The following is a 20,155-nucleotide window of genomic DNA, read 5'->3' as shown; positions in this document are numbered from 1 at the left end:
ATAACAGTTTGAGTGACCCTGTGGACACATCTTCTGAGCTGCCGTCTGACGTTTCCGCCGGGACCGCGGCGATTATGGCCCCGGGTAGGCGACACCAGCGCCGCGCTGCGGTGCTGTCAGTGCTTGCCGGGTTGGTCTGGCCGCTTCAGGCGGGAGTGGTGGCTTGGGCCATCGGCGCGGTGCTTGCCGGTGCGTCGCCTTTACCGCTTGCGGCAGCCCTTGGGTTTGGCGGGCTTGGACTGTTGCGCGTCGCTCTTACCCATTTGGCCGAGGCGCAGGCGCACAGTGCGGCCGATGCAATCCTTGCCCGTGCGCGGACTGAAATCGTCGCAAACGAGGCGAGTCGGGCAACTGACAGTGCCTTTGGCGGGGCAGGAAGTCTGGCCGCGCTGGCGGGCGAAAAGCTTGAACTTCTGGCCCCCTATGTCTCTCGCTACGCTCCGGCGCGCGCGCGGGTGATGGTGCTGCCGCTGGTCATTCTGGGGCTGGCGTTCTGGCAATCCTGGGCGGTCGGGGTTGTCTTGCTGATTTCTGGCCCCTTGATTCCGGTGTTCATGGCGCTGGTGGGCATGGCCGCGAAAGAGGCCAGTGCCCGCCAGATGGCCGAAATCGGCACGCTGAACGATTTTCTGGTCGAGCGTCTCTCGGCACTGGTGGACATTCGTCTTTTGGGCGGCGGGACCGCGGTTTTGCAGGGCTTTGAGCGTCAGGCGGGCGATTTGCGGCGGCGCACCATGGCCGTTCTGGGGGTGGCTTTCCTGTCCTCTACGGTGCTGGAGTTGTTCGCAGCGATTGGTGTGGCAATGGTGGCCGTTTATGTCGGGTTTTCCCTTTTGGGTGCCTTGGAGTTCGGCGCCTGGGGTGGGCAACTGACGCCCCAGGCCGGGATTTTCCTGTTGCTCTTGGCGCCGGAGTTCTATCAGCCCCTGCGCGATCTGTCGGCCGCCTGGCATGACAAGGCGGCCGCGACGGCGGTGATCGACGAAATTGCTACCTATTCGTCCCAGACCGGGCCACAGTTGCCCGGTGCAGGCGGACCGGCCCCGCGCCTGTCTGGTCCTGCGAGCGTGGCTTTGCTGGGCTGTTTCACGCCTTCAGGCCGCGCCTTGCCCGACATTGCTATCGCCGCCGGTGAGCGGGTGGCGCTTGTAGGGGCCAGCGGCGCTGGCAAGACCAGCGCGCTGCGCCTGATGGCCGGGTTGGAGCTGCCGCAGCGGGGCGCGGTTGTTGTGGCAGGGCAGGTGCTGACGGCTGACGCTGCCGATGGGTGGCGGGCGCGGTTGGGTTGGATGCCGCAAGCCCCGCATTTTCTGGCCGGAAGTCTGCGGCAGAACCTGACGCTTGGCCGCACCGGAAACCTGCCCCAGGCGCTAGACCGGGCGGCGATTGGGGCGGTGGTTCAGGCGCTCCCGCAGGGTCTTTCCACCCGGCTGGGCGAGACCGGCGCCGGGCTGTCAGGGGGCGAGGCGCGGCGGATCACCTTGGCACGGGCGGTTTTCGGCCAGCCCGATCTGCTTTTGGCCGATGAGCCGACGGCCGACCTTGATCCCGAAACCGCGCGCAGTGTCACCGAAGGCCTGTTGGCCCAATCCGCCCAAGGCGTCACGCTGGTTGTGGCCACGCATGACAAGGCCCTTGCCGCACGCATGGACCGGATCATTGATCTTTGGGGCGCCCCATGACCGCACTCTGGGCCATCTTTCGGTTGATCCTGCGGGATCAGCGCACTGCCATACTTCGGGGGATAGCCCTAAGCCTTATCGTTCTGGTGATGGGTGTGGCACTCCTGGGACTGTCGGGATGGTTCATCACGGCGGCGGCGGCGGCAGGGCTGGCCGGGGCAGGGGCCGTGTTCGACGTGTTTCGCCCCTCTGCCATGGTGCGGTTCCTGGCCTTGGGTCGGGCGGCGGCCCGCTATGGCGAGCGGATGTTGACCCACGATGCCACGTTGCGCGCGCTCGAAGCGCTGCGATTGCGCGTGTTGGCGGCGCATCTGTCTGCGCCCTATGCAACGATGATCCGGGTGCGCGGGGCGCAGGCGCTGAACCGGCTGACGGCGGATATCGACGCGCTGGATGGGGTTCCGCTGCGGCTGGTCTTGCCGGTGTTGGCGGGAATCTCGACGCAGCTTCTCGCTCTTGTGGCGCTGTGGGTGCTGGTCGCCCCGGCCGTCGCCCTGTGGGTGGTGGGCGGCTATGTGCTGGGCGCTGCGGTGACATTCGGATGGATGGCACGAACAACCGTGCCGCTGTCGCGCCGGGCCGAGGCTGCGGCGCAGGCCTTCCGAACACGGTTGATCGACCTGATCCGCGCCCGGCGCGATCTGGCGGTCTATGGCAGGTTGGTGGCGCAAAGGGACGCGGTTCTTGCCGCCGATGACCGGCGTCGAAACCTGCGCAGGCTTCTGGATCGCGCCGAACGGCGGGCAGGTACGGCGCTGGGGGTCGTTGGAACCGTTGTCGCGGCCGGTGCCTTGGGGATCGGGTTGATGCTGGTGCAGGCCGGGCAGGTGCAGCCCGCTTTTGCCGCGCTAGGGTTCTTTGCCGCATTGGCCCTTGCCGAAACGCTGGCCCCGCTGCGCCGCGCCGTGTCGGACCTTGGCCGCATGGCCGATGCGGCCCGCAGGGTAAGGCGCGATCTGGCTGAGCCTGCGTCCGCCAAACCCTCTGAGGTCAAACCTCGCGCAGAAGCGGTCTTGCCCGTTGCAGAGGCAGTTGATCTGCGGGTCGCGGATCTGACCTTGGTTCGTGCGGACACCCCTATTCCTGTCATGTCGGGGCTATCTTTTGCGGTGGGCCGAGGTGAAACAGTCGCGATCACCGGGGCGAGTGGAGTTGGGAAATCGACCCTTCTGCTGGCTATTGCAGGTCTGCATCCGGTTGCTGCCGGGCATATTACCCTGGGCGGCAGGGCAGTTGCCGACTGGTCTGAGGCCGATCTGCGCGGCCTTCTGACGCTGTTGCCCCAGCGCAGCACCCTGATGACCGGCACCGTGGCCGAAGCGCTGCGCCTGGCCAACCCGGTCGGGGATGTGCGGCTCTGGCAGGTCTTGGAGGCGGTGCAACTGGATCAGGTTATCCGCAACAAGGGCGGTCTCTCTGCCCGGATCGGTCCGCGCGGGGAGGGGCTTTCTGGGGGCGAGGCGCGGCGTCTGACGCTCGCCCGCGCGCTGCTGCGCAATCCGGACCTGCTGCTGCTGGATGAGCCGACCGAAGGACTGGATGAAGCAACTGCCTTTGCCGTCTTACAAGGCGTGCGGCGGCTGCTTCCCGAGGCGGTCCTTCTGATCGCGGCGCATCGGCAGGTGGAAACCGATTTCGCTGATCGCGTCCTAAACTTGTCTTAAGTCGTATCCTCATCTCTGCGTCGTGGTCGCGGCCATAGGCGACGATGCCGATCGAGGTCAGGCTGCCCGCGCGGGGCACATCCCGCAAAAGCGCCCCCGAGGCTGTGAAGGCGTCGAACGGCAGCCGGATTTCGGTCCAGTCGCGCGTCACGTCGAACCCAGCCTGATAATACTGCCACGGCAGCAGAGTGCCACTGGTGCGCAGATGCACGAAGTAGCGCTGGTCGTTGCCGCGAACGATCAGACGCACCCCGACGGTGCCTTCGGACGGCGGTGCGGGCAGGTTCAACTGCATCTGGATGAAACCGCCGTTGTTTTCGGTGCTGACACGGCCAGTCATGTGCGCATGGGTCTGGCCGTCTTCGGCCACGAAGCGCACCTTTCCTGACGACACACCACCCATCACCGTGTCCGCAAAGAACCGCCAACGGGTTTCCGGTTGCACCTTGAAGTCCTCAATCACGATGTCTTCCGCCAGTACCGGGTAAACACCCCCCAGTGCCAGCAGTATCAGTGCCGCCAGTCTTGTCAAAACACGCATGACGTTCCCCTTGCACTCGTCTAATCAACGCGCAGCTGTTGTCAGCGTTCCTCGAAGTAGTCCATCGGCACCTTCAGATAGCGGCGACCGTTGCCTTCGGGGTCCGGCGCACGACCGCCCCGAATGTTGACCTGTAATGCCGCCAGCATCAGCTTTGGCAACGCCAGCGTGGCATCGCGTGCGTCTCGCCTTGCCTGAAACGTAGCCTGATCCGGGTCATCCGCCAGGTGGATGTTGGTCGCGCGGTGCTGGGCCACTGTCGCCATGGAGGCGGCGGGACGGCCTGGGGCATAGTCGTGCCCGACATAGAGCCGCGTCTCGGGGGGCAGTGCAAGGATGCGTTGCAGGCTGTCATACAGCGCCGCTGACGACCCGCCGGGAAAATCGGCGCGGCTGGTGCCGCTGTCGGGCATCATCAGCGTGTCATGTACAAAGGCAGCGTCGCCCACGATGTAAGTGACCGAAGCCATCGTATGACCGGGTGAAAACATCACCTTCACCGGAAGCGAGCCAACGATGAACGTCTCGCCATCCCTGAACAGCCGATCCCACTGGTGGCCATCCGCAGTGAATTCGTCGCCCAGATCGTAGATGTCTTTCCACAGCGCCTGAACCTTGAGGACATGCTCACCGATGCCGGTCTTTGCGCCAAGCCGGTCTTTCAACCAGACTGCAGCCGAAAAATGGTCGGCGTGCGGATGGGTATCAAGGATCCAGTCAACTGTGATCCCGGCTTGCCGCACATAGTCGAGGATCTTTTGTGCATCGCGTGTGGCCGTTGCGCCCGAAAGCGGATCAAAGTTCCAGACCGGATCGACAATTGCGCCCCTCATCGTATCGGGGTCGTGGAATACGTATTGCCAACTGCCGGTCTGCGCGTCCCAGAACGAAGCAACAACGGGTGAATGGGTCATGAAAAGCTCCTCCTTGTCGGGCACGTCCGGCCCTGCGGGGCCGGACGTGATCATATCAACCGGGTCGGATCACAGCATCTTGGTCGTGAAATACCAGTCAACCGTGTCCAGGCCCTCAGTCATCCGGGCATCGGCGGCATCCGTTGTCTGCGGGGTTGGCACGATCACCGGCTGGCCGGGGTGCCAGTTTTCCGGCGTCGCTACCTTGTGTTCGGCCGATGTTTGCAGCGCCACGATCAGACGGTGAAATTCATCTACCGACCGGCCGTTGGTCATCGGATAGTAGACCATCGCCCGCAGCTTGCCTTCGGGGTCGATCACAAAGGTCGCGCGCACGGCTTGCGTGTCGGACGCACTGGGCTGGATCATGCCGTAAGCCTGCGCCACCTTCATGTCGAGATCGGCGATGATCGGGAATTTGATATCGACGCCGAAGCTGTCCTTGATCGAGCGGACCCAGGCGATGTGGGCATAATGGCTGTCAATCGACAGGCCCAGCAGTTCAGTATTCAACGCGGCAAAGTCATCAGCGCGCTTGGCAAAGGCGGTGAATTCGGTCGTGCAGACCGGGGTGAAATCGGCCGGATGCGAAAACAGGATCAGCCATTTTCCCTTGTAGTCGGCCAGCGATTTCATGCCATGCGTGGTCAGGGCCGTGAAATCGGGGGCGGGCTCGTTCATCCGGGGCAGGCCTGCGGGGGCTGTGGCAACGGTGGGGGTGATGGCGTTCATGGCATCCTCTGGGGGTTGGTGTTTCGATGACCAACAGTTAGCCCACAGAAATACATAGTTGAAATTGATTGTATGTCTGGCAGTCATAGGGATAATCTATTATACGGACAGCATGACCACCCTTCGCCAGCTTCGCTTTCTTGTCGCCCTGTCGGATACGTTGAACTTTTCACGCGCCGCGGAGCTCTGCCATGTAACCCAGCCTACGCTTTCTGCGGGCATCAAGGAGCTGGAGGATCAGCTTGGCGTGCCACTGGCCGAACGATCGAAACGTTCGGTCATGCTGACTCCTCTTGGGGTCGAGATGGTGCGCCGCGCCCGTGTTGTGCTTAACGATGTGGCCGACATAGAGGCGTTGGCGCATGAACAGGCCGGAACGTTGCAAGGTGACCTGCGATTGGGCGCGATTCCAACTGTTGGCCCGTTCCTTGTCCCGCGCGCGTTGCCGCTTTTGCGCAAGGCTTGGCCCAACCAGCGGCTGTTCCTGCGCGAGGAACTGACGGAATCGCTGGTGACCGGCTTGGCTGAAGGGCGGCTGGATCTTATCCTCATGGCACTGCCGCATGCCATCGGTAACATCGAAACCGAACTGCTGTTCGAAGACGGCTATCATCTTGCCACGCCCCTTGGCCACGCGCTTTCCGGTGGCACCAATGTCACTGGTGAAAAGCTGGCGGCGGCATCGCTGCTGTTGCTTGAAAAAGGCCATTGCCTGCAACGCCACGCGCTGGAGGCCTATGCCGAAATGGGCACCCCGCCCGGCGATGCCTTTGCCGCGACCAGCCTGCCGACCCTGATTTCGATGGTAGAGGAAGGGTTGGGCATCACCCTGTTGCCGCAGCTTGCCGTGGATGCGGGAATTGCGCGTGGCCATGCCATAGCGCTGACCGCTCTTCCCGATGCCTGCCCAAGGCAGGTTGTGCTGGGCTGGCGGGCGACCTCTCCACACGCTGCGCGGTTTCGCCAGATCGCCGCCCTGTTCCGACAGGCACGAAAGACCCTGCAGGCGCGGTCAACACAAGAAGTCTGAAAATGTCATCCACGCGCTTGAACTTCCAGGTGTCGGGCATGATCCAAGCGATGCCCGAAGGTCCGTCTGGGCCGAGATTGCTCGCGGAGGTGGGTATCCTGCGGACGCTCCATGGTTCTAGCGGCGATTTTCACCAGGCGTGCCCGATGTCGTTTAGGGCAGGGATCGGCCCTGCTGTTTGAGATGAACGCCCTGTTCGAGGAGTACATCGGCCGTCTGGTGACGCGGGCGCTGGCGGGGTCCGAATTCCGCGTGACCCTGCAGGGTGGCCGCCTGTTTTGTCTGACGTCGGTCGATGACGAACGTGCCGACCTTGTGGACCGCATTCGTGGCCGGATCCTGACTGGCATCGACGAAATGTCCGCCGCAGAACCGTGAGGGCGAAGGTCACGCCCTTGGCAGGTGCACAATTGTGCCCATCGCGGCAGGAGACTGGAATGAGCGAATCTGCCATCATCGACCAGCAGCAGATACCTGCCGCGCGTTGACAGCGTAAATCCATGAAACGGGCCGGGCGATGCGCCGCAGTCGAGGCGTTCGGCGCTTCCTGTCAGGGACTCGCCAGGCCCGGATTTCATCTGCATGTTCGCGCTTGGTCGCGAAGGACGGTAGTCGCCGCGGCTAGCGTCGGTGACAGTTACGACAACGCTCTGGCCGAGACGATCTTCGGCCTGTTCGCGGCCGAAGTCATCATGCGATCACAATATCTAGAGTCTTAGTCTTGTAAGCTATTCTGATCGCGACGCCGTGGACAGTTCTGGAAAGTCTCCCTTAGCGCGCCGATGATCAGTCCCCCATCCCGAGAAGATTTCACCGTGCCACGCCTATAGTGTCACACGGCCGTAATGAACGGGTAGTATCCCTAGAGTCATTCGGATGAATTTGCGGATCGGGCAAGATGGGACGCGACAACTGGAAGATTATTCGTGATCAGATCTCGGCAGAGATTTCCGCCGGTATGCTCCAGCCCGGGGCGCAATTGCCGACCGAGTCGCAACTTTGCCAGACGTTTCATGCAGGGCGGCATTCGGTGCGGCGCGCGGTGGCGGCTTTGGCTGTCGAGGGCAAGCTGCGCGTGGAGCAGGGGCGTGGCACCTTTGTGCAAGTGGCGCCGCTGATCAGCTATCACATCGGGCGGCGGACCCGGTTCCGGCAGAACCTGCTGGAGCAGGGCATTTCTCCTGCAGGTGAGCAGCTGGCCGATGCTGTCGTGCCTGCCTCGGCGCGGGTGGCGGCAGCGCTTGGTTTGGCCGAAGGCAGCCCGGTTCACCGCCTGTTGCGCCGGGGGCTGGCTGACGGGGTGCCGATCAACATCGGGCTGTCCTACCACTGTGCCACGCGCTTTCCCGACCTTGCCGCACAGCGCATGGAAGGCGTATCGGTGACCGACATCTACCGCAGCCATGGCATCACGGACTATTTCCGCAAGCGCACCATCGTTTTTGCCCGCCGCCCGGACGGCGAAGAGGCAGGTCTGCTTATGCAGCATCCCGATCAGCCAGTCATGGTGCTGCAAAAGACCGACGTGGACGCTGCAGGTCAGCCCATCGGCTATTCCGAGGCGGTCTGGGCTGCCGACCGGGTGCAATTCTCCTTTGACAGTCAGGATGAGGGCGAAGCTGCCCCGGAAAGTGCCATCGATGTTTGACCAAGGCGAAGATCCCGCCCAACCCTTTGATCATGCACGGCTGCTGGATGTGCTGGCCCGTGCCGATTCCGACCGGCTGGCCGCGCTGGCCGAAGGGGTGCTTGCCAGCCTCGGCCCGGTCGAGGTTGTGCAAAGTCGCACCGGCCTCGTGATGCTGCCGATGCGCGACACCGTGCAAGGCACCGATTTTCATCTGGGCGAGGTGCTGATGGCCGAGGCGCATATCCGTGCTGCCGGGACCGAAGGCTATGGCATGATCGTAGGTCGTGACCTTACCCGCGCAATGGCGATGGCGGTGGTCGATGCGGCGGCGAGTTTGGGCCAGACGCCAGAGATACGCGCCTTCCTGCACCGCGAAGCCGCAGAGCAAGCCGCAACCGACACCGCCCGCCTACGTGAGGTTGAAGCAACTCGCGTCGATATGGAGACATTCTGATGTCATTGCTTACCGCCGTTCCGGTGCCCGACGCTTTCGAGACGCGCACCAATGCCACGTTCGAGGCCATGATGTGGGCCCTGTCGCGCCCCGGCACGGTGCAAGACTTGCCCGCTCCCGGCATGACGGGAATTGCCGAAGCCCTGCTGGACCGCGAGTGCCGTGTGTTCTGTGATGATCCGGCCCTTGCAGATCGCATCGCCGCGTTCGGCGCGGCGCTGATGCCGTTACCTCTTGCCGATCACTGTTTTTTGTCGCTTGGCAGCACCATTGACCGGCTTGCGCAAGTGGCCGTCGGGTCCGCACTTTACCCTGACGATGGAGCCACTGTGGTGGCTGAAGCCCAGTTCGGCACGGGCCAGCGGCTGCGCCTGACCGGCCCGGGGATCGAAACCCATGCCGAGGTCTCGCTGGACGGGATTGCCCCCGGCTTCTGGGCGATGCGCGCAGAACTTTGCCGCTATCCCGCCGGGTTCGATCTGTTCCTGATCTGCGGCGCACAGGTGATCGGCCTGCCGCGTTCAACCATAATCGAGGTGCTCTGATGGCCTACGTTGCAACCCGTGGCGGCGAACGCGCGATTGACCAGTCGGAACGCCTTTACCGCGCTGAACTTGGCCAGATCGACGCTGCCCGCGTGGCCGAAATCCGCCTTGCCTTGCCGATGCTGATCGACCGGGTGATGGGTGAGGCCTCGCTTTATGAGCCCGACCTTGCTGCCCTCGCGCTGGCGCAAGCGGGAGGCGATCTTTACGAGGCGGTGCTGCTGTTGCGCGCCTGGCGCACCACGCAGCCGCGCCTTACGATTGCCGAACCGGTCCTGCAAGACCAGCTTTTCACACATCGCCGGATATCGGCTGCGTTCAAGGATATTCCGGGCGGGCAGATCCTTGGCCCAAGCCTCGACTATGCACATCGTTTGTTGGCGACAGGCGTGCTGCAAGGCCAGCCCTATATGCCAACCCCCGTTGATCCCGCCGCCACGCCCGCCCCGGCGCATCAACCCTCACTGGCCGCATGGCAAAAAGCGCAGGGGCTGGTGGCAGACCCCGCCCGCACCGAGGTTGCTCCCGATGACATTCCCGACCTGACGCGGGAACCCCTGCTGTTTCCCGCCCAGCGTGCCCATACACTGCAAAGCCTGGCCCGCGCCGATACAGGCGGGATGCTGGCCTTGGGTTATTCCGCGATGCGCGGCTATGGTAACGCCCACCCCACGGTGAACGAATTGCGGCTGGCCGAGGCAGAGGTGCGCGTGCGCCATCCACGCGGCACGGTGTTTTCTGCAGGGCGCGTCAAGGTTTCACAGGCCGAGGTTACCTCAAAAGGCAAGTCAGGGCTGCTTGAGCTGGGATTCTGCGCCACGCTGGGCTGGAACGAGGTCAAGGTGATCTCGGGTGCCACGCTTGACCTGAACGCACCGGGTGCCGCCAAAGGATCGCCGGTCGAGGAAGAGTTCTTCCTTTACCACACAGAACCGGTCGAGGCGTCCGGCTTCTGCATCCACTTCAAGTTGCCGCATTATGTGACATTCCAATCCTCGCTTGATGCCCTGCGCGGGGCCAAAACGGCCACGCCCACCCAGCCGGAAAAGGTGCCCGCATGACCATCGCCACCCTGACCAGACCGTGGGAGGCGATGTCGTATGGCTTCCTCGACGCCTCGGCCAAGCGCGAACTGCGCCGCAAGATGCTGAAGGCCATCGCCGTGCCGGGCTGCCAGATGCCCTATGCCAGCCGCGAGGTGCCGATGGCGCGGGGCTGGGGGACAGGTGGCTTGCAAGTAACGCTTACGCTGCTGAAGCCATCCTCGGTGGTGAAGGTCATCGACCAAGGGGCCGACGACAGTGTCAACGCCGCCTCGATCCGGTCGTTCCTGTCCAAGGTTTCGGGTGCGCGCGAGACCTGGGATACGACCGAGGCCACCCTGATCCAAAGCCGCCACCGCATCCCCGAGGAACGGCTGCGGGCCGATCAGGTGCTTATCCTGCAAGTGCCGAACCCCGAACCCCTGCGGCCGGTCGAACCGAACATGTCCGTCGCCCGTCAAATGCACGCCGATGCCGATTACGGGCGGCTCTGGCTTATCCTGTACGAACAGATCGTGCGGTCTGGCCGGGTCATGCAGGGGGCGGCCTATCCGTCCTTGGTGAACGGGCGGCATGTGATGACGCCATCCCCCATCCCCCGCTGGGACGTGCCGAAACTGCACATGGCGCAGCATCTGACCTTCCTGTCCGCCGGGCGCGAAAAGCGGCTGTATGCTGTGCCGCCCTTTACGCGCGTCGAACCGCTGGTGTTTTCAGATGTGCCTTATCAGGTTGAGGACCATGCTGCCTTGACCTGCCACCGCTCTGGCATGACGGGCTATTTCATGAACGAGATCCCGCAAGAGGACGGCTCGTCGGCGTTCGAGCTTTCGGACAGTCATCTGGGCATCAAGGCGATCCGGCAGGCTGAGGGTGCGGCCGTCAAGATCGGCCCGACGTGGTATGAAAATGGAAAGATGCCGCAATGATCGCTTCCCCCACACTGACGCTGCAAGCCCCGCAACTGATGACGACCCCGCCACTGCTGACCATGACCGGCGTTTCGCGCCGTTATGGCGATGTGGTGGCGCTGCAGGATCTTTCGGCCACCGTTTATCCGGGCGAGGTTCTGGGGATCGTCGGCGAAAGCGGGTCTGGCAAGTCCACCCTTCTGCGGATGATGAACCTTGAAGATACGCCGGACGCAGGCGACTACCGGCTGGCGCTGCCCGATCTGCCCGGCAACCTGTTTGACCTTGACCGTTTCGCGCGCCGGATGCTGTGCGCCACGCGGATCGGCATCGTCTATCAGAACCCGCATCTTGGCCTTTTGATGAAGCACACCTCTAGCGGCAATGTTGCCGAACGCCTGCTGATCGCGGGGGAACGCAGCTTTGCCGCCCTGCGAGGCCGGGCGCGTGAGGCGCTGGACGCCTCTGAGTTCCCGCTGGACCGGATGGATGCGCGGCCGATCGAATTGTCAGGCGGCATGCAGCAGCGCGTGCAACTGGCCAAGGCGATTGCGCTCGAACCGGCGCTCCTGCTCTTGGACGAACCCACCACAGGCCTTGATGTATCCGTGCAGGCGCTGGTGCTTGATACGCTGAAACGCCTGCAGCGCGACCGGGCGATCACCATGGTCATCGTTTCCCACGATCTTGGCGTGATCCGCACCATGGCCGACCGGGTGATGGTGATGCGCCGGGGCAGGGTGGTGGAACAGGGGCTGGCCGACCAGATCTTTCAGGATCCGCAACACGCCTACACGCAACAACTCGTCCATGCCAAGCTGTGAGGTCCGCAATGCACCCGGTTCTTGAGGTTCGGAACCTCGCCAAGCAGTTTCAGATGCACCATCTGGGCCAGCGGCTGCATGCTTTCGACGGCATCAGCTTTACCTTGCAAGCTGGTGAGTTCCTTCTGTTGCGGGGGCCGAACGGGGTGGGCAAGTCCACCCTTCTGCGGACGCTCTACCGTAGCTACCTGCCGCGTGCGGGGCAAATCTGGTATCATACAGAGGAAGGCCGGATCGATCTGGCCACGGCGGCGGATGTGGATATCGCCCTTTTGCGGCGGCGAGAGATCGGCTTTGTAACCCAGTTTCTGATCGCCCGTCCCCGTGTGGCCGCCGAGGACATCGTCGCCGAACCTCTGCGCCGTGCGGGCATCGCTGCCCCCGAGGCCTTGGAGGAAGCGCGCCGCTGGCTGGCCGAGTTTGGCGTCAAGCGTGACCTTTGGCGGGCCTATCCCACCACCTTTTCCGGCGGGGAGCAGCAGAAGGTGAACCTAGCCCGCGCACTGATCCTGCCACAGAGATTGCTGCTGCTGGATGAACCAACCGCGTCCTTGGATGCAGGCGCGAGGGCGGCGCTGATCCGTCGGCTTGCCGACCTGAAGGCGGCAGGCGTGGCGATGATCGGGGTGTTCCACCATCCCGGCGATGTGGCAGGGCTGATCGACAGGGAAATCGAGTTGACCGCGAGAGAGGTGGCTGAAGATGTGGCTGTCTGATTTCTGCGTGGTCTTGGCCGACAGAGTAATCGACCGTGGCTCGGTCCGGGTCGAGGGCGGGCGGATTGCCGAGATTTCGGACAGCCCAATGCCCGGTGCGGCCTTGTCCGGTGACGGGTTGCTGCTTATGCCCGGCTTTGTCGATATGCATGGCGACATGGTGGAGCGGGAGGTGGAGCCGCGCCCCAATGTGCGGATGCCAATGGAACTGGGCCTGCGTGACCTTGACCGCAGGTTGGCTGCCGCAGGCGTGACCACCGCCTATGCCGCCGTCAGCTTTCACCCCGGCTCGGCCTATGGCCACATCCGCCACTTTGACCAGACAAGCGCGATCATCCGTGCGCTGAAATCGATGGGTAATGTGCTGAAGGTCGACCACAAGGTTCATGCCCGGTTCGAGATCACATTTCCCGATGCCTTGCGGGTGGTTGAAGGGCTGATTGCCGAGGGTGCCGTTGACCTTGTGTCGCTGACCGACCACACGCCGGGGCAAGGCCAATACCGCGACATCGAGGCGCATGTGGCCCGCGTTGCCCGTGAAAAGGGGCTGAGCCTGACGGATGCGGAAGGCGAAGTGGCCCGGCGTATCACCGAAAAACGCTCTACCGCTGGCGACATGGCCGCCACACTGCGCGCCATCTCGGCGACCTGCCGGGCGCATGGGGTGGCACTGGCCAGCCATGATGACGACACGGTGGAAAAGGTCGCGCTGATGCAGGCACTGGGGGCGGGGATCAGCGAGTTTCCGGTGACGGTCGAGGCCGCAACCGAAGCCCGCGCGCGCGGCCTTGCCACCGCGATGGGGGCACCGAATGCCCTGCGCGGGCAGTCCTATTCTGGCAACCTGTCGGCCCGGGCGGCGCATGGGCTTGGCCTGCTGGATATTCTCGCCTCGGACTACCACCCCTCGGCCCTGTTGCCCGCCATATTGGAACTGGCCAAGGCCGATGCGGCAGGTCTGTCCGGAGCCAGCCTTCTGGCAACTCTGAACCCCGCCCGCGCGCTGGGCCTGTCGGACCGTGGCGCGATCGCACCGGGAATGCTCGCCGATCTCGTGATCGCGGATGATGCCGGCATTGGCCATGTTCGGGCAACCTTGCGGCAGGGCCGCAAGATCTATTCGGACGGGTCAGTCATGTTGGCGATGGCGGCCTGAACCGGGGACCAAGGGAAAGCCCGTCGAGCCGACAGGACACCTATTCAACCAGCCCAAGCCTTTTCAGATAGGCGAATCCCTGCGGGATATGGGACTTGTTGTGCAGTTCCAGCACCAGATGCGGCGCGGCGGTGCAATCGGCCAGGGCGCGGAACACGGCGGCCCATTCGATCTCACCTTCTCCGGGGGGCCAGTGGCGGTCGGCATGGCCATCAACGTCCTGCAGATGCACATGCGCCAGCTGCGCCCCGGCATCGCGCACAAAGTAATCGACCGGCGGCGCCCCGGACATCCGCCGCGCAAGCTGGGCATGGCCGGTGTCAATGGAAAGCCCGATTGCCGGGCTGGCAAAGCTGTCAACCAGCGCGCGGCGGGTGGCGGGATCAACGTCTTCGATGTTTTCGATCACGATGGTGATCCCGGCCTCTTCGGCGCGTTTGACCACCGGGCCAAGGACTGTGTGGATGCGCGCCTGCTTTGTCTCGGCATATCCGGGCGATGCCAGCTTGTTGTTCTGATACCAGGCCCGATAGGGGGAATGCAGCACCATCTGCCGCGCGCCGATCGCTTCGGCGGCCTCAAGCGCGCGCAGAAAACGCGCGGTGATCAGGGGGCGCAGTTCGGCATCCTTGTTGTCTATATCAAGCCCTTCATACGGGCCATGAATGCCGACACGACCGCCGTGACCAGCAAGGGCCGCCCTTGCGGCTGCAATTCGATCGGCACGTTCATCGCCAAGCGCGGTATGGGTCATGAAATCCTGCAATTCGATGTCGCGCTGCGCGTCGAATAGCCAGTCACGGTGGTCTGCAATTTCGCTGATGCGCAGGCAGGCGCCTATCTTGAGCGGCAGCATGGGGCGTTCCTTTGTTTGATGCGGTTGATCCATAGGTACGTCAGTAAACGCGCCGCCCCTCGCGCCAGACTGCAACCACCTGATTGTGCACCCCCAGCCGCCGCACCTGCACCAGATCGGCGCGCAATCCGGGGGCAATCCGCCCCCGGTCGCTCAGCCCGGCCAGACGCGCGGGTGCGTCGGTGACCATGGCGATGGCGCGGGGCAGGTCCTGGGGCAGGCTGTCGTCAAGGCCGATGAAAAAGGCTGCGTCCAGCGGGCTGCGGGGGATGTAGTCAGAGGACAGGATATCGCAAAGGTCCGCCTCCAGCAGCGCGCGCAGCGAGACGTTGCCGGATTGTGAGCCTCCGCGCAAAAGGTTCGGGGCACCCATCACAACCGACAGGCCTAGCGCGCGGGCATGGGCGGCGGCTTCCAGCGTGGTGGGGAATTCGCTGACCACAGCCCCTTCGGCATTGGCCTGATCGACCTGCGCCACGGTGCGGTCATCGTGGCTCATCAACGGCAGACCCGCCGCCTGCGCGCGCGCCACCACATGCGCGCGCACCTCGGCCCCAACGCGGGCGGAGCGGTCCAGAAGTTCGGCCATCGCGGCGCGGGCGTCGGTCATTTCCAGCCCCATGTCCACGGCCATGCGGCCAAGCCAATGCTCGCGGTCGACGCTTTGCCGGTCGCCCGGCGTGTGGTCCATCACCGAGACCAACCGCACAAGCGGGCTAGAGATGGTGGCATCGGTCAGCGCAATTGTGTCGGGGTCACAAATCTCACACCGCAGATGCAAAAGGTGATCGCCGCGGAACAGCCCCTCGGCGCGGCCTCGCTCCAAAGCGGCCACCAGCGGCACCAGAAGATCGCGCCGTTCGGGGCGCTTCATTGACGCGCCGACGCACAGGCTGTCCAGCACCGTCGTCGTCCCGCCCGCGATCACCACCGCGTCATGGGCCATCAGGGCATTCAGGAAATCCCACTGGACGCCGGCACGCGGAAAGACATGCGCTTCGACATGGTCGGTGTGGACATCGACGATACCGGGGATCAGGAAATCGCCTGCGAGGTCGGTTGCCCCTGCGGGCCGCGCACCGGGGCGCAGGGCGGTGATAAGCCCTCCTTCCAGATCAACAGCGCCTTCAAACACGCCCTCGGGTGTGATGATCTGCGCCCCTGCCAGCGTCTGGTTCGGTCCTGTCGTATCAAGCATGTCGTTCACTCGCTTCGTTTTCGTGCCCATTTGGCCGTTGTTTCCCAGGCAATCTCTATCGCCCCGTGCTCTAGGCCATGTTCGGCGCAGATTGCCGTCAGATCTGCCATGACCCGGGACAGGCCGATCCGCCGGACCACCCCCCACAGGGTGGACCGCGTCAGGTAAAGGTCGATCAGGCCGCGCGCGGTCAGGTTATTCGACCAGTGATAGGTGGAGGACCGCGCGGTCATGAAGCCGGGCAATTGCGCAAGGTCACGCACCACCGGCTCTTTGCGGGCTTCGCGGCGGGCAAGGTCTGGCGTCTCGGTGGAATGTGTCTCGATATACCGGTCAAAGGCTTGGATGACCGGGATGGGTCTGCGCCGGTTGCGGATCAGCGCCAAAACCCCACCGGGGGCAAGCACGCGTGCGGTCTCGGCATGAAATCGCGGCATGTCAAACCAGTGAAATGCCGTGCAGGCCACGATCAGCGCGGCAAATCCACCGGGCAGTTTCATGTCTTCGGCGGTCGCTTCGGCCACATGTACATCCGGGGCCTTTGAAAACCGCCGGGACAGGACGCGGCGCATGTCGCGCCCCGGCTCGATCGCAATGTAGCGCCACTCGGCGCCAAGGGCATCGCGCAGCGAGGCGGTCGAATTGCCGGGACCGGCGCCCACATCCACCGCCACCCTTATTGGGCAGCGCAGGTCGGCCAGCAGGGCCTGAAACGCAACCGCGGGATAGCCGGGGCGGTGCATTTCATAGGCTTCTGCCAAGCCGTCAAATCGGTCTGCCCCGTCCGTCATGACCTAGCCCGCAGCAATCGCGCCATAGGCGGCACGGCCGTTGACCAGGCAGTGCCGCACAACCGGCGTGTGGCCTTCGGGCCAGTCCAGAAGCACCAGATCCGCCCGGCGACAAACTGCGATTTCGCCACGGTCGGCAAGGCCAAGCGCTGCTGCGGGATTGCCTGCGACCAGCTTCCACAGATCGGGCAAATGGCCGATCCCGTCGGCCTGCAACCGTGCCACGGCGGCAAGCATCGCGGGGTAGTAGTAGTCTGACGCAAGAATATCGCACAGCCCGGCCGCCACCATATCCGCCGCCCCGGGTGACCCTAGGTGACTGCCGCCGCGTGCCGCGTTCGGGGCACCGAACACGATCCAGTCGCCTGCCTCACGCGCGGACCGGGCCACGGCCATGTTCATCGGGAATTCCGAAATCCGCGCGCCATGGCCGCGATAGTAGTCGCGCGTTTTGGGCTGGCTGTCATCGTGGCTAAGCATTGGGGCGCAAACCGCTCCTGCCTTTCTGCCAGCCTCGGCAATGACCGCCGGAACATCCAGGCGGCGCTTCCAGATGTCGCGCATCAGGCCGATGAACGCCGAGATCTCCATCCCCGACCGCTTGGCACGGCTTTCCATCTTCGCGGCAAAACCGGGGCTGTCCATGTCAACCACGGGAAAGCCGGGGTCGTGGTCAAAGGGCCGGTCCTGCATCGCTACGGAGGGGTGCAGCATACCCATCGTCGTATGGTCGTTGAAGGCCAGCGCTGGCAGCAACGGCCCCGCAAGGGCAGCATCAATCAGCGGCAACGCCTCGAAGCAGAAGGTCTCCCACCGCAGTTGCACCCGGTTTTCAACGGTTAGACGGGGGGCAAGCGCGGCAAGTGCCGCGACCACCTCTTGACCGATGGCGACCGAGCGCAGGCCAGGCTCCCAGCTGAGTGTCAGGGCATGATAGGCGGTCGCGATGCCGTTGGCCGCCAGTTGCCGGTCGGTTTCCAGCAAAGCGGCCTCGGTCGGGATCATCACGCCGGGGCGGGGCATCAGCTGGCGTTCAAACGCATCCCCGTGGATGTCGACCATGGCTGGCGCAAGGATCATGCCGCGCCCGTCAATCACCCGAGCGCCGTCGCGCGGGCCATCGATAGCCGCGATTTCGCCGTTTTCCACGCGCACTGAAACCTGCGCCACCATGTCGGGCAGAACAACCGACGCCCCTTCAATGACGATCGCTTCCACTTACAGACGCTCCAGCACCAGATGCCAATGCCATGATCCGGGCGTCTCATGCTCGCGGTCTTCCAGACGGCAGACCTCGAAGGCGGAAAACAATTCCAGCAGATCGCGCCCGTTGCAGAAGTAATGCGGGTGGATCTTGTCGCCCGGACCTTCAAACACCCAAGTATTGCGCGAGATTTCGCGCCCCGGAGCCTTGGCCAATTCGACGGGCACACGACGTGCCGAAAGCATGGTGCCAAGGAAAGTGCCGCCGGGTTTCAGGACGCGGGCAATCTCGGCGATGGACTCGCGCAGCACCACCTCATCCCCATGGTAGATCACGTTCCACGATAGCACATGGTCGAACAGCCCGTCGTCAAAGGGCAGGTCGGTCATCATGCCGATGCGGGCGTCAACGGCAAGGCCCTCGGCCCCGGCGATGCGGGTGATCTCGGCGATCCCTTCGGGGGCGGCGTCAAGGGCTGACACGGCAAAGCCCTGCCGCGCAAGGGCCAGAGCATGACGCCCCACGCCTGCACCAAGGTCCAGCACTGCCGCACCCGGTGGCAGGTTTTCAGCAAAATCCATCACCTCGGCTTCGGGGCGTTCCCATTTCGAGGTGCCATCGGCCTTGGCCCATTCCGTGCCCCAGTAGGCATGTGCGGTATCGGTCTTCATCGTGCTGTTCCTATGATCTTCTGGCGCAGGACCGCGCCGATTTGTTCCACCCCAATGACCACCACAGCAATCATCAGGATCACGGTCAGGGCGGTCGGGTAATCGAAAAGGTCAAAGCCCACCTTCAGCTCGATCCCGATGCCGCCCGCGCCGACAAGGCCAAGGATGGTCGAGGATCGCACCGCCTTTTCCAGCCCGAATAGGGATGTGGAAATGAAGGCGGGCATGGCGGCCGGGATGATCGCGCTGGCGGCAATGTCGATACGCTTGGCCCCGGTGGCGGTCAGCGCCTCGGCCGGGCCGGGGTCGGTGTTTTCCATGTCATCGGCAAAAAAGCGGCCGCAAAAGCCGATGGTGTCGATGGCGATGGCCAGCATCCCCGCAAAGGGACCAAGGCCGACCGCTACCACAAACACCAGCGCCCAGGCCAGATCCGGCACCGCGCGGATGAAACCCAGAAGCACGCGCACCACTTGGTTGATGCCGCGCCCGACCAGCACATTGCGGGCGGCCAACAGGGCAATCGGCAGCGACAGGACAATGCCAATCGCCGCACCGGCCACGGCGATCTGCAAGGTTTCCACCATCTTCCACGCCAGCCGGTCGAGATTATGGGTTGATGGCGGCCAGGCGCGCGAAAAGAAGTCGGCCAGTTTTGGCGGTGAGGACAAAAGCCGGTCCATCGACCAGCCCGCACCTTCCAGCGACCAAAGGACCACCAGCGCCACGACGACATAGCTGACAAAGCCAAGGCCACCCGGACGGGCAAAGCGGTGGGGCAGGGGGTGCGACGGGTTATGCATAGAGTTGCGCCATTTCCTTGGGTGTCACGTCGGCTGATGCCGCATCAATGGCAATTCGCCCGCCCTGCAAGCCAAGGATGCGGTCGCCATAGGAAAGAGCGTGCTGGACGTTGTGCGAGGTGAACAGGACCGTAACGCCTTCACGCTTCACCAGCGACATGAACAGCGCCATCACCTCTTCGCCCGCCTGTGGGTCGAGCGAGGCGCAGGGTTCGTCCGCCACCAGAAATCGCGGGTTGCCGACCAGCGCGCGAGCAATCGCCACCCGCTGACTTTGCCCGCCCGAAAGCTGATCCGCCCGCCGCAGAGCGAGGTCGGCCAGCCCGACCTTGGTCAAGGTAGCCATCGCTGCGGTACGCGCCTCGGCCGGAGCCAAACCTTGCATCCAGTAGCGCGGCCCGGAATGGCGGCCCAGAAGGCCGTGGATGACATTGGAAAGCACCGACAGACGCGGCACCAGATTGTGTTTCTGCCCGACCAGCCCGGTCCGCGCCCGCAAGGCACGGCGTGCGGCACCGCCAAGATCGGTCAGCTTTTCACCCAGCAGCGAAACCTCGCCCGCGTCCGGGGCGATCAGCCCCAGACAGCAGCGCAGTAGCGTGGATTTGCCGGTCCCATTGGCCCCGACAAGCGCCACGCAATCGCCCTGAGTAATGCTGAACTCAAGGCCAGAGAACACGGGAGCACCCGAGCCAAAGCGTTTGGCCAGTTCTTTGGCCTGCAGGTCAAGAACCTGCAGACCGCCTTGGGTTACACCCCGCCGAAGGCCGGGCCGGTCAAGCGGCACCGG

The 20,155-nt window shown here is 64.0% G+C and carries 21 protein-coding genes and 1 pseudogene; 12 read left to right on the top strand and 10 right to left on the bottom strand.

All coding sequences use genetic code 11. The annotated features are described in order from the left end of the window. The first annotated feature begins 74 nt into the window (after positions 1 to 74). Both cydD and D1012_RS14405 read left to right on the top strand, forming a co-directional pair. Positions 75 to 1,682, top strand: a complete 1,608-nt coding sequence (gene cydD / locus D1012_RS14410; protein ID WP_118153555.1) for a thiol reductant ABC exporter subunit CydD — start codon at positions 75 to 77, stop codon at positions 1,680 to 1,682. Further along, a complete protein-coding gene (locus D1012_RS14405; protein WP_118153552.1) occupies positions 1,679 to 3,346 on the top strand; it encodes an amino acid ABC transporter ATP-binding/permease protein in 1,668 nt (555 codons plus the stop codon). Before cydD ends, D1012_RS14405 begins: the two co-directional genes overlap by 4 nt. Before the next feature lie 88 nt (positions 3,347 to 3,434). Here the strand turns inward: D1012_RS14405 and D1012_RS23005 are convergent. From D1012_RS23005 to D1012_RS14390, 3 genes and pseudogenes are all read right to left on the bottom strand, one after another. Beyond that, a pseudogene (locus D1012_RS23005) lies at positions 3,435 to 3,749 on the bottom strand (CIA30 family protein); the annotation flags it as partial. Positions 3,750 to 3,928: 179 nt separating this feature from the next. Continuing rightward, complete coding sequence (locus D1012_RS14395; protein WP_118154034.1) at positions 3,929 to 4,801, bottom strand: MBL fold metallo-hydrolase; 873 nt, start codon at positions 4,799 to 4,801, stop codon at positions 3,929 to 3,931. Between the two features lie 69 nt (positions 4,802 to 4,870). Then, positions 4,871 to 5,533 carry a peroxiredoxin gene (locus D1012_RS14390; RefSeq protein WP_118153549.1) on the bottom strand — a complete coding sequence of 221 codons (663 nt, stop codon included), beginning with the start codon at positions 5,531 to 5,533 and terminating at the stop codon, positions 4,871 to 4,873. A 112-nt stretch (positions 5,534 to 5,645) separates the two neighbouring features. Here D1012_RS14390 and D1012_RS14385 point away from each other — a divergent pair, with 112 nt between their 5' ends. The 10 genes from D1012_RS14385 (at position 5,646) to D1012_RS14335 (ending at position 13,842) form a co-directional block, all read left to right on the top strand. After that, a complete protein-coding gene (locus D1012_RS14385; protein WP_118153546.1) occupies positions 5,646 to 6,563 on the top strand; it encodes a LysR substrate-binding domain-containing protein in 918 nt (305 codons plus the stop codon). Positions 6,564 to 6,746: 183 nt separating this feature from the next. Next, entirely contained in the window at positions 6,747 to 6,941 is a 195-nt protein-coding gene (locus D1012_RS22850) for a hypothetical protein (RefSeq protein WP_199489517.1), read from the top strand. 520 nt (positions 6,942 to 7,461) lie between these two features. Continuing rightward, the gene (phnF, locus tag D1012_RS14370; protein WP_118153540.1) at positions 7,462 to 8,211 is read left to right on the top strand and encodes a phosphonate metabolism transcriptional regulator PhnF; all 750 of its coding nucleotides are present in this window, start codon (positions 7,462 to 7,464) and stop codon (positions 8,209 to 8,211) included. Further along, on the top strand, positions 8,204 to 8,647 hold the full coding sequence (gene phnG, locus D1012_RS14365) for a phosphonate C-P lyase system protein PhnG (protein ID WP_118153537.1): 444 nt from the start codon (positions 8,204 to 8,206) through the stop codon (positions 8,645 to 8,647). The genes phnF and phnG overlap by 8 nt, the downstream gene beginning before the upstream one ends. Then, the gene (phnH, locus tag D1012_RS14360; RefSeq protein ID WP_118153534.1) at positions 8,647 to 9,192 is read left to right on the top strand and encodes a phosphonate C-P lyase system protein PhnH; all 546 of its coding nucleotides are present in this window, start codon (positions 8,647 to 8,649) and stop codon (positions 9,190 to 9,192) included. The genes phnG and phnH overlap by 1 nt, the downstream gene beginning before the upstream one ends. Then, positions 9,192 to 10,253 carry a carbon-phosphorus lyase complex subunit PhnI gene (locus tag D1012_RS14355; RefSeq protein ID WP_118153531.1) on the top strand — a complete coding sequence of 354 codons (1,062 nt, stop codon included), beginning with the start codon at positions 9,192 to 9,194 and terminating at the stop codon, positions 10,251 to 10,253. The genes phnH and D1012_RS14355 overlap by 1 nt, the downstream gene beginning before the upstream one ends. Beyond that, entirely contained in the window at positions 10,250 to 11,164 is a 915-nt protein-coding gene (locus D1012_RS14350; RefSeq protein WP_118153527.1) for an alpha-D-ribose 1-methylphosphonate 5-phosphate C-P-lyase PhnJ, read from the top strand. Before D1012_RS14355 ends, D1012_RS14350 begins: the two co-directional genes overlap by 4 nt. After that, positions 11,161 to 11,970, top strand: a complete 810-nt coding sequence (locus D1012_RS14345; RefSeq protein ID WP_118153524.1) for an ATP-binding cassette domain-containing protein — start codon at positions 11,161 to 11,163, stop codon at positions 11,968 to 11,970. Before D1012_RS14350 ends, D1012_RS14345 begins: the two co-directional genes overlap by 4 nt. Before the next feature lie 8 nt (positions 11,971 to 11,978). Next, positions 11,979 to 12,686, top strand: coding sequence for a phosphonate C-P lyase system protein PhnL (locus D1012_RS14340; RefSeq protein ID WP_118153520.1), 708 nt, complete (start codon positions 11,979 to 11,981; stop codon positions 12,684 to 12,686). Next, positions 12,673 to 13,842 carry an alpha-D-ribose 1-methylphosphonate 5-triphosphate diphosphatase gene (locus D1012_RS14335; protein WP_118153517.1) on the top strand — a complete coding sequence of 390 codons (1,170 nt, stop codon included), beginning with the start codon at positions 12,673 to 12,675 and terminating at the stop codon, positions 13,840 to 13,842. Before D1012_RS14340 ends, D1012_RS14335 begins: the two co-directional genes overlap by 14 nt. A 40-nt stretch (positions 13,843 to 13,882) precedes the next feature. Here D1012_RS14335 and D1012_RS14330 read toward each other — a convergent pair whose 3' ends face one another. From D1012_RS14330 to D1012_RS14300, 7 genes are read right to left on the bottom strand one after another with little or no spacing between them, the layout of a single operon-like run. After that, on the bottom strand, positions 13,883 to 14,698 hold the full coding sequence (locus tag D1012_RS14330; RefSeq protein ID WP_118154031.1) for a sugar phosphate isomerase/epimerase family protein: 816 nt from the start codon (positions 14,696 to 14,698) through the stop codon (positions 13,883 to 13,885). 40 nt (positions 14,699 to 14,738) lie between these two features. Beyond that, positions 14,739 to 15,896, bottom strand: a complete 1,158-nt coding sequence (locus D1012_RS14325; RefSeq protein ID WP_158569355.1) for an alpha-D-ribose 1-methylphosphonate 5-triphosphate diphosphatase — start codon at positions 15,894 to 15,896, stop codon at positions 14,739 to 14,741. A gap of 5 nt (positions 15,897 to 15,901) precedes the next feature. After that, entirely contained in the window at positions 15,902 to 16,687 is a 786-nt protein-coding gene (locus D1012_RS14320) for a class I SAM-dependent methyltransferase (RefSeq protein ID WP_118153511.1), read from the bottom strand. Between the two features lie 3 nt (positions 16,688 to 16,690). Then, positions 16,691 to 17,905: an alpha-D-ribose 1-methylphosphonate 5-triphosphate diphosphatase gene (locus tag D1012_RS14315; protein WP_267897829.1), complete on the bottom strand. Its 1,215-nt coding sequence runs from the start codon at positions 17,903 to 17,905 to the stop codon at positions 16,691 to 16,693. After that, positions 17,906 to 18,562 (bottom strand): class I SAM-dependent methyltransferase, encoded by a 657-nt coding sequence (locus D1012_RS14310; RefSeq protein ID WP_118153508.1) that lies wholly within the window; start codon positions 18,560 to 18,562, stop codon positions 17,906 to 17,908. It lies immediately after the preceding gene. Further along, positions 18,559 to 19,365 carry a phosphonate ABC transporter, permease protein PhnE gene (gene phnE / locus D1012_RS14305; RefSeq protein WP_118153505.1) on the bottom strand — a complete coding sequence of 269 codons (807 nt, stop codon included), beginning with the start codon at positions 19,363 to 19,365 and terminating at the stop codon, positions 18,559 to 18,561. The genes D1012_RS14310 and phnE overlap by 4 nt, the downstream gene beginning before the upstream one ends. Further along, positions 19,358 to 20,152, bottom strand: coding sequence for a phosphonate ABC transporter ATP-binding protein (locus D1012_RS14300; protein ID WP_199489516.1), 795 nt, complete (start codon positions 20,150 to 20,152; stop codon positions 19,358 to 19,360). The genes phnE and D1012_RS14300 overlap by 8 nt, the downstream gene beginning before the upstream one ends. Positions 20,153 to 20,155 lie beyond the last annotated feature (3 nt).

The organism is Pseudotabrizicola alkalilacus, assembly GCF_003443995.1.
Taxonomy (GTDB): domain Bacteria; phylum Pseudomonadota; class Alphaproteobacteria; order Rhodobacterales; family Rhodobacteraceae; genus Pseudotabrizicola; species Pseudotabrizicola alkalilacus.
This window is presented reverse-complemented; position numbering and strand designations above follow the sequence as displayed.

Excerpts from the sequence above, each read along its gene's own strand:
- phnG (WP_118153537.1), top strand. The coding sequence starts at position 8,204 with ATGTTTGACCAAGGCGAAGATCCCGCCCAACCCTTTGATCATGCACGG.
- D1012_RS14385 (WP_118153546.1), top strand. The coding sequence starts at position 5,646 with ATGACCACCCTTCGCCAGCTTCGCTTTCTTGTCGCCCTGTCGGATACG.
- D1012_RS14390 (WP_118153549.1), bottom strand. The coding sequence starts at position 5,533 with ATGAACGCCATCACCCCCACCGTTGCCACAGCCCCCGCAGGCCTGCCC.
- phnE (WP_118153505.1), bottom strand. The coding sequence starts at position 19,365 with ATGCATAACCCGTCGCACCCCCTGCCCCACCGCTTTGCCCGTCCGGGT.
- D1012_RS14310 (WP_118153508.1), bottom strand. The coding sequence starts at position 18,562 with ATGAAGACCGATACCGCACATGCCTACTGGGGCACGGAATGGGCCAAG.
- D1012_RS14395 (WP_118154034.1), bottom strand. The coding sequence starts at position 4,801 with ATGACCCATTCACCCGTTGTTGCTTCGTTCTGGGACGCGCAGACCGGC.
- D1012_RS22850 (WP_199489517.1), top strand. The coding sequence starts at position 6,747 with ATGAACGCCCTGTTCGAGGAGTACATCGGCCGTCTGGTGACGCGGGCG.
- D1012_RS14355 (WP_118153531.1), top strand. The coding sequence starts at position 9,192 with ATGGCCTACGTTGCAACCCGTGGCGGCGAACGCGCGATTGACCAGTCG.
- D1012_RS14350 (WP_118153527.1), top strand. The coding sequence starts at position 10,250 with ATGACCATCGCCACCCTGACCAGACCGTGGGAGGCGATGTCGTATGGC.
- D1012_RS14340 (WP_118153520.1), top strand. The coding sequence starts at position 11,979 with ATGCACCCGGTTCTTGAGGTTCGGAACCTCGCCAAGCAGTTTCAGATG.
- phnF (WP_118153540.1), top strand. The coding sequence starts at position 7,462 with ATGGGACGCGACAACTGGAAGATTATTCGTGATCAGATCTCGGCAGAG.
- D1012_RS14405 (WP_118153552.1), top strand. The coding sequence starts at position 1,679 with ATGACCGCACTCTGGGCCATCTTTCGGTTGATCCTGCGGGATCAGCGC.
- D1012_RS14330 (WP_118154031.1), bottom strand. The coding sequence starts at position 14,698 with ATGCTGCCGCTCAAGATAGGCGCCTGCCTGCGCATCAGCGAAATTGCA.
- D1012_RS14345 (WP_118153524.1), top strand. The coding sequence starts at position 11,161 with ATGATCGCTTCCCCCACACTGACGCTGCAAGCCCCGCAACTGATGACG.
- D1012_RS14335 (WP_118153517.1), top strand. The coding sequence starts at position 12,673 with ATGTGGCTGTCTGATTTCTGCGTGGTCTTGGCCGACAGAGTAATCGAC.
- cydD (WP_118153555.1), top strand. The coding sequence starts at position 75 with ATGGCCCCGGGTAGGCGACACCAGCGCCGCGCTGCGGTGCTGTCAGTG.
- D1012_RS14320 (WP_118153511.1), bottom strand. The coding sequence starts at position 16,687 with ATGACGGACGGGGCAGACCGATTTGACGGCTTGGCAGAAGCCTATGAA.
- D1012_RS14325 (WP_158569355.1), bottom strand. The coding sequence starts at position 15,896 with ATGCTTGATACGACAGGACCGAACCAGACGCTGGCAGGGGCGCAGATC.
- phnH (WP_118153534.1), top strand. The coding sequence starts at position 8,647 with ATGTCATTGCTTACCGCCGTTCCGGTGCCCGACGCTTTCGAGACGCGC.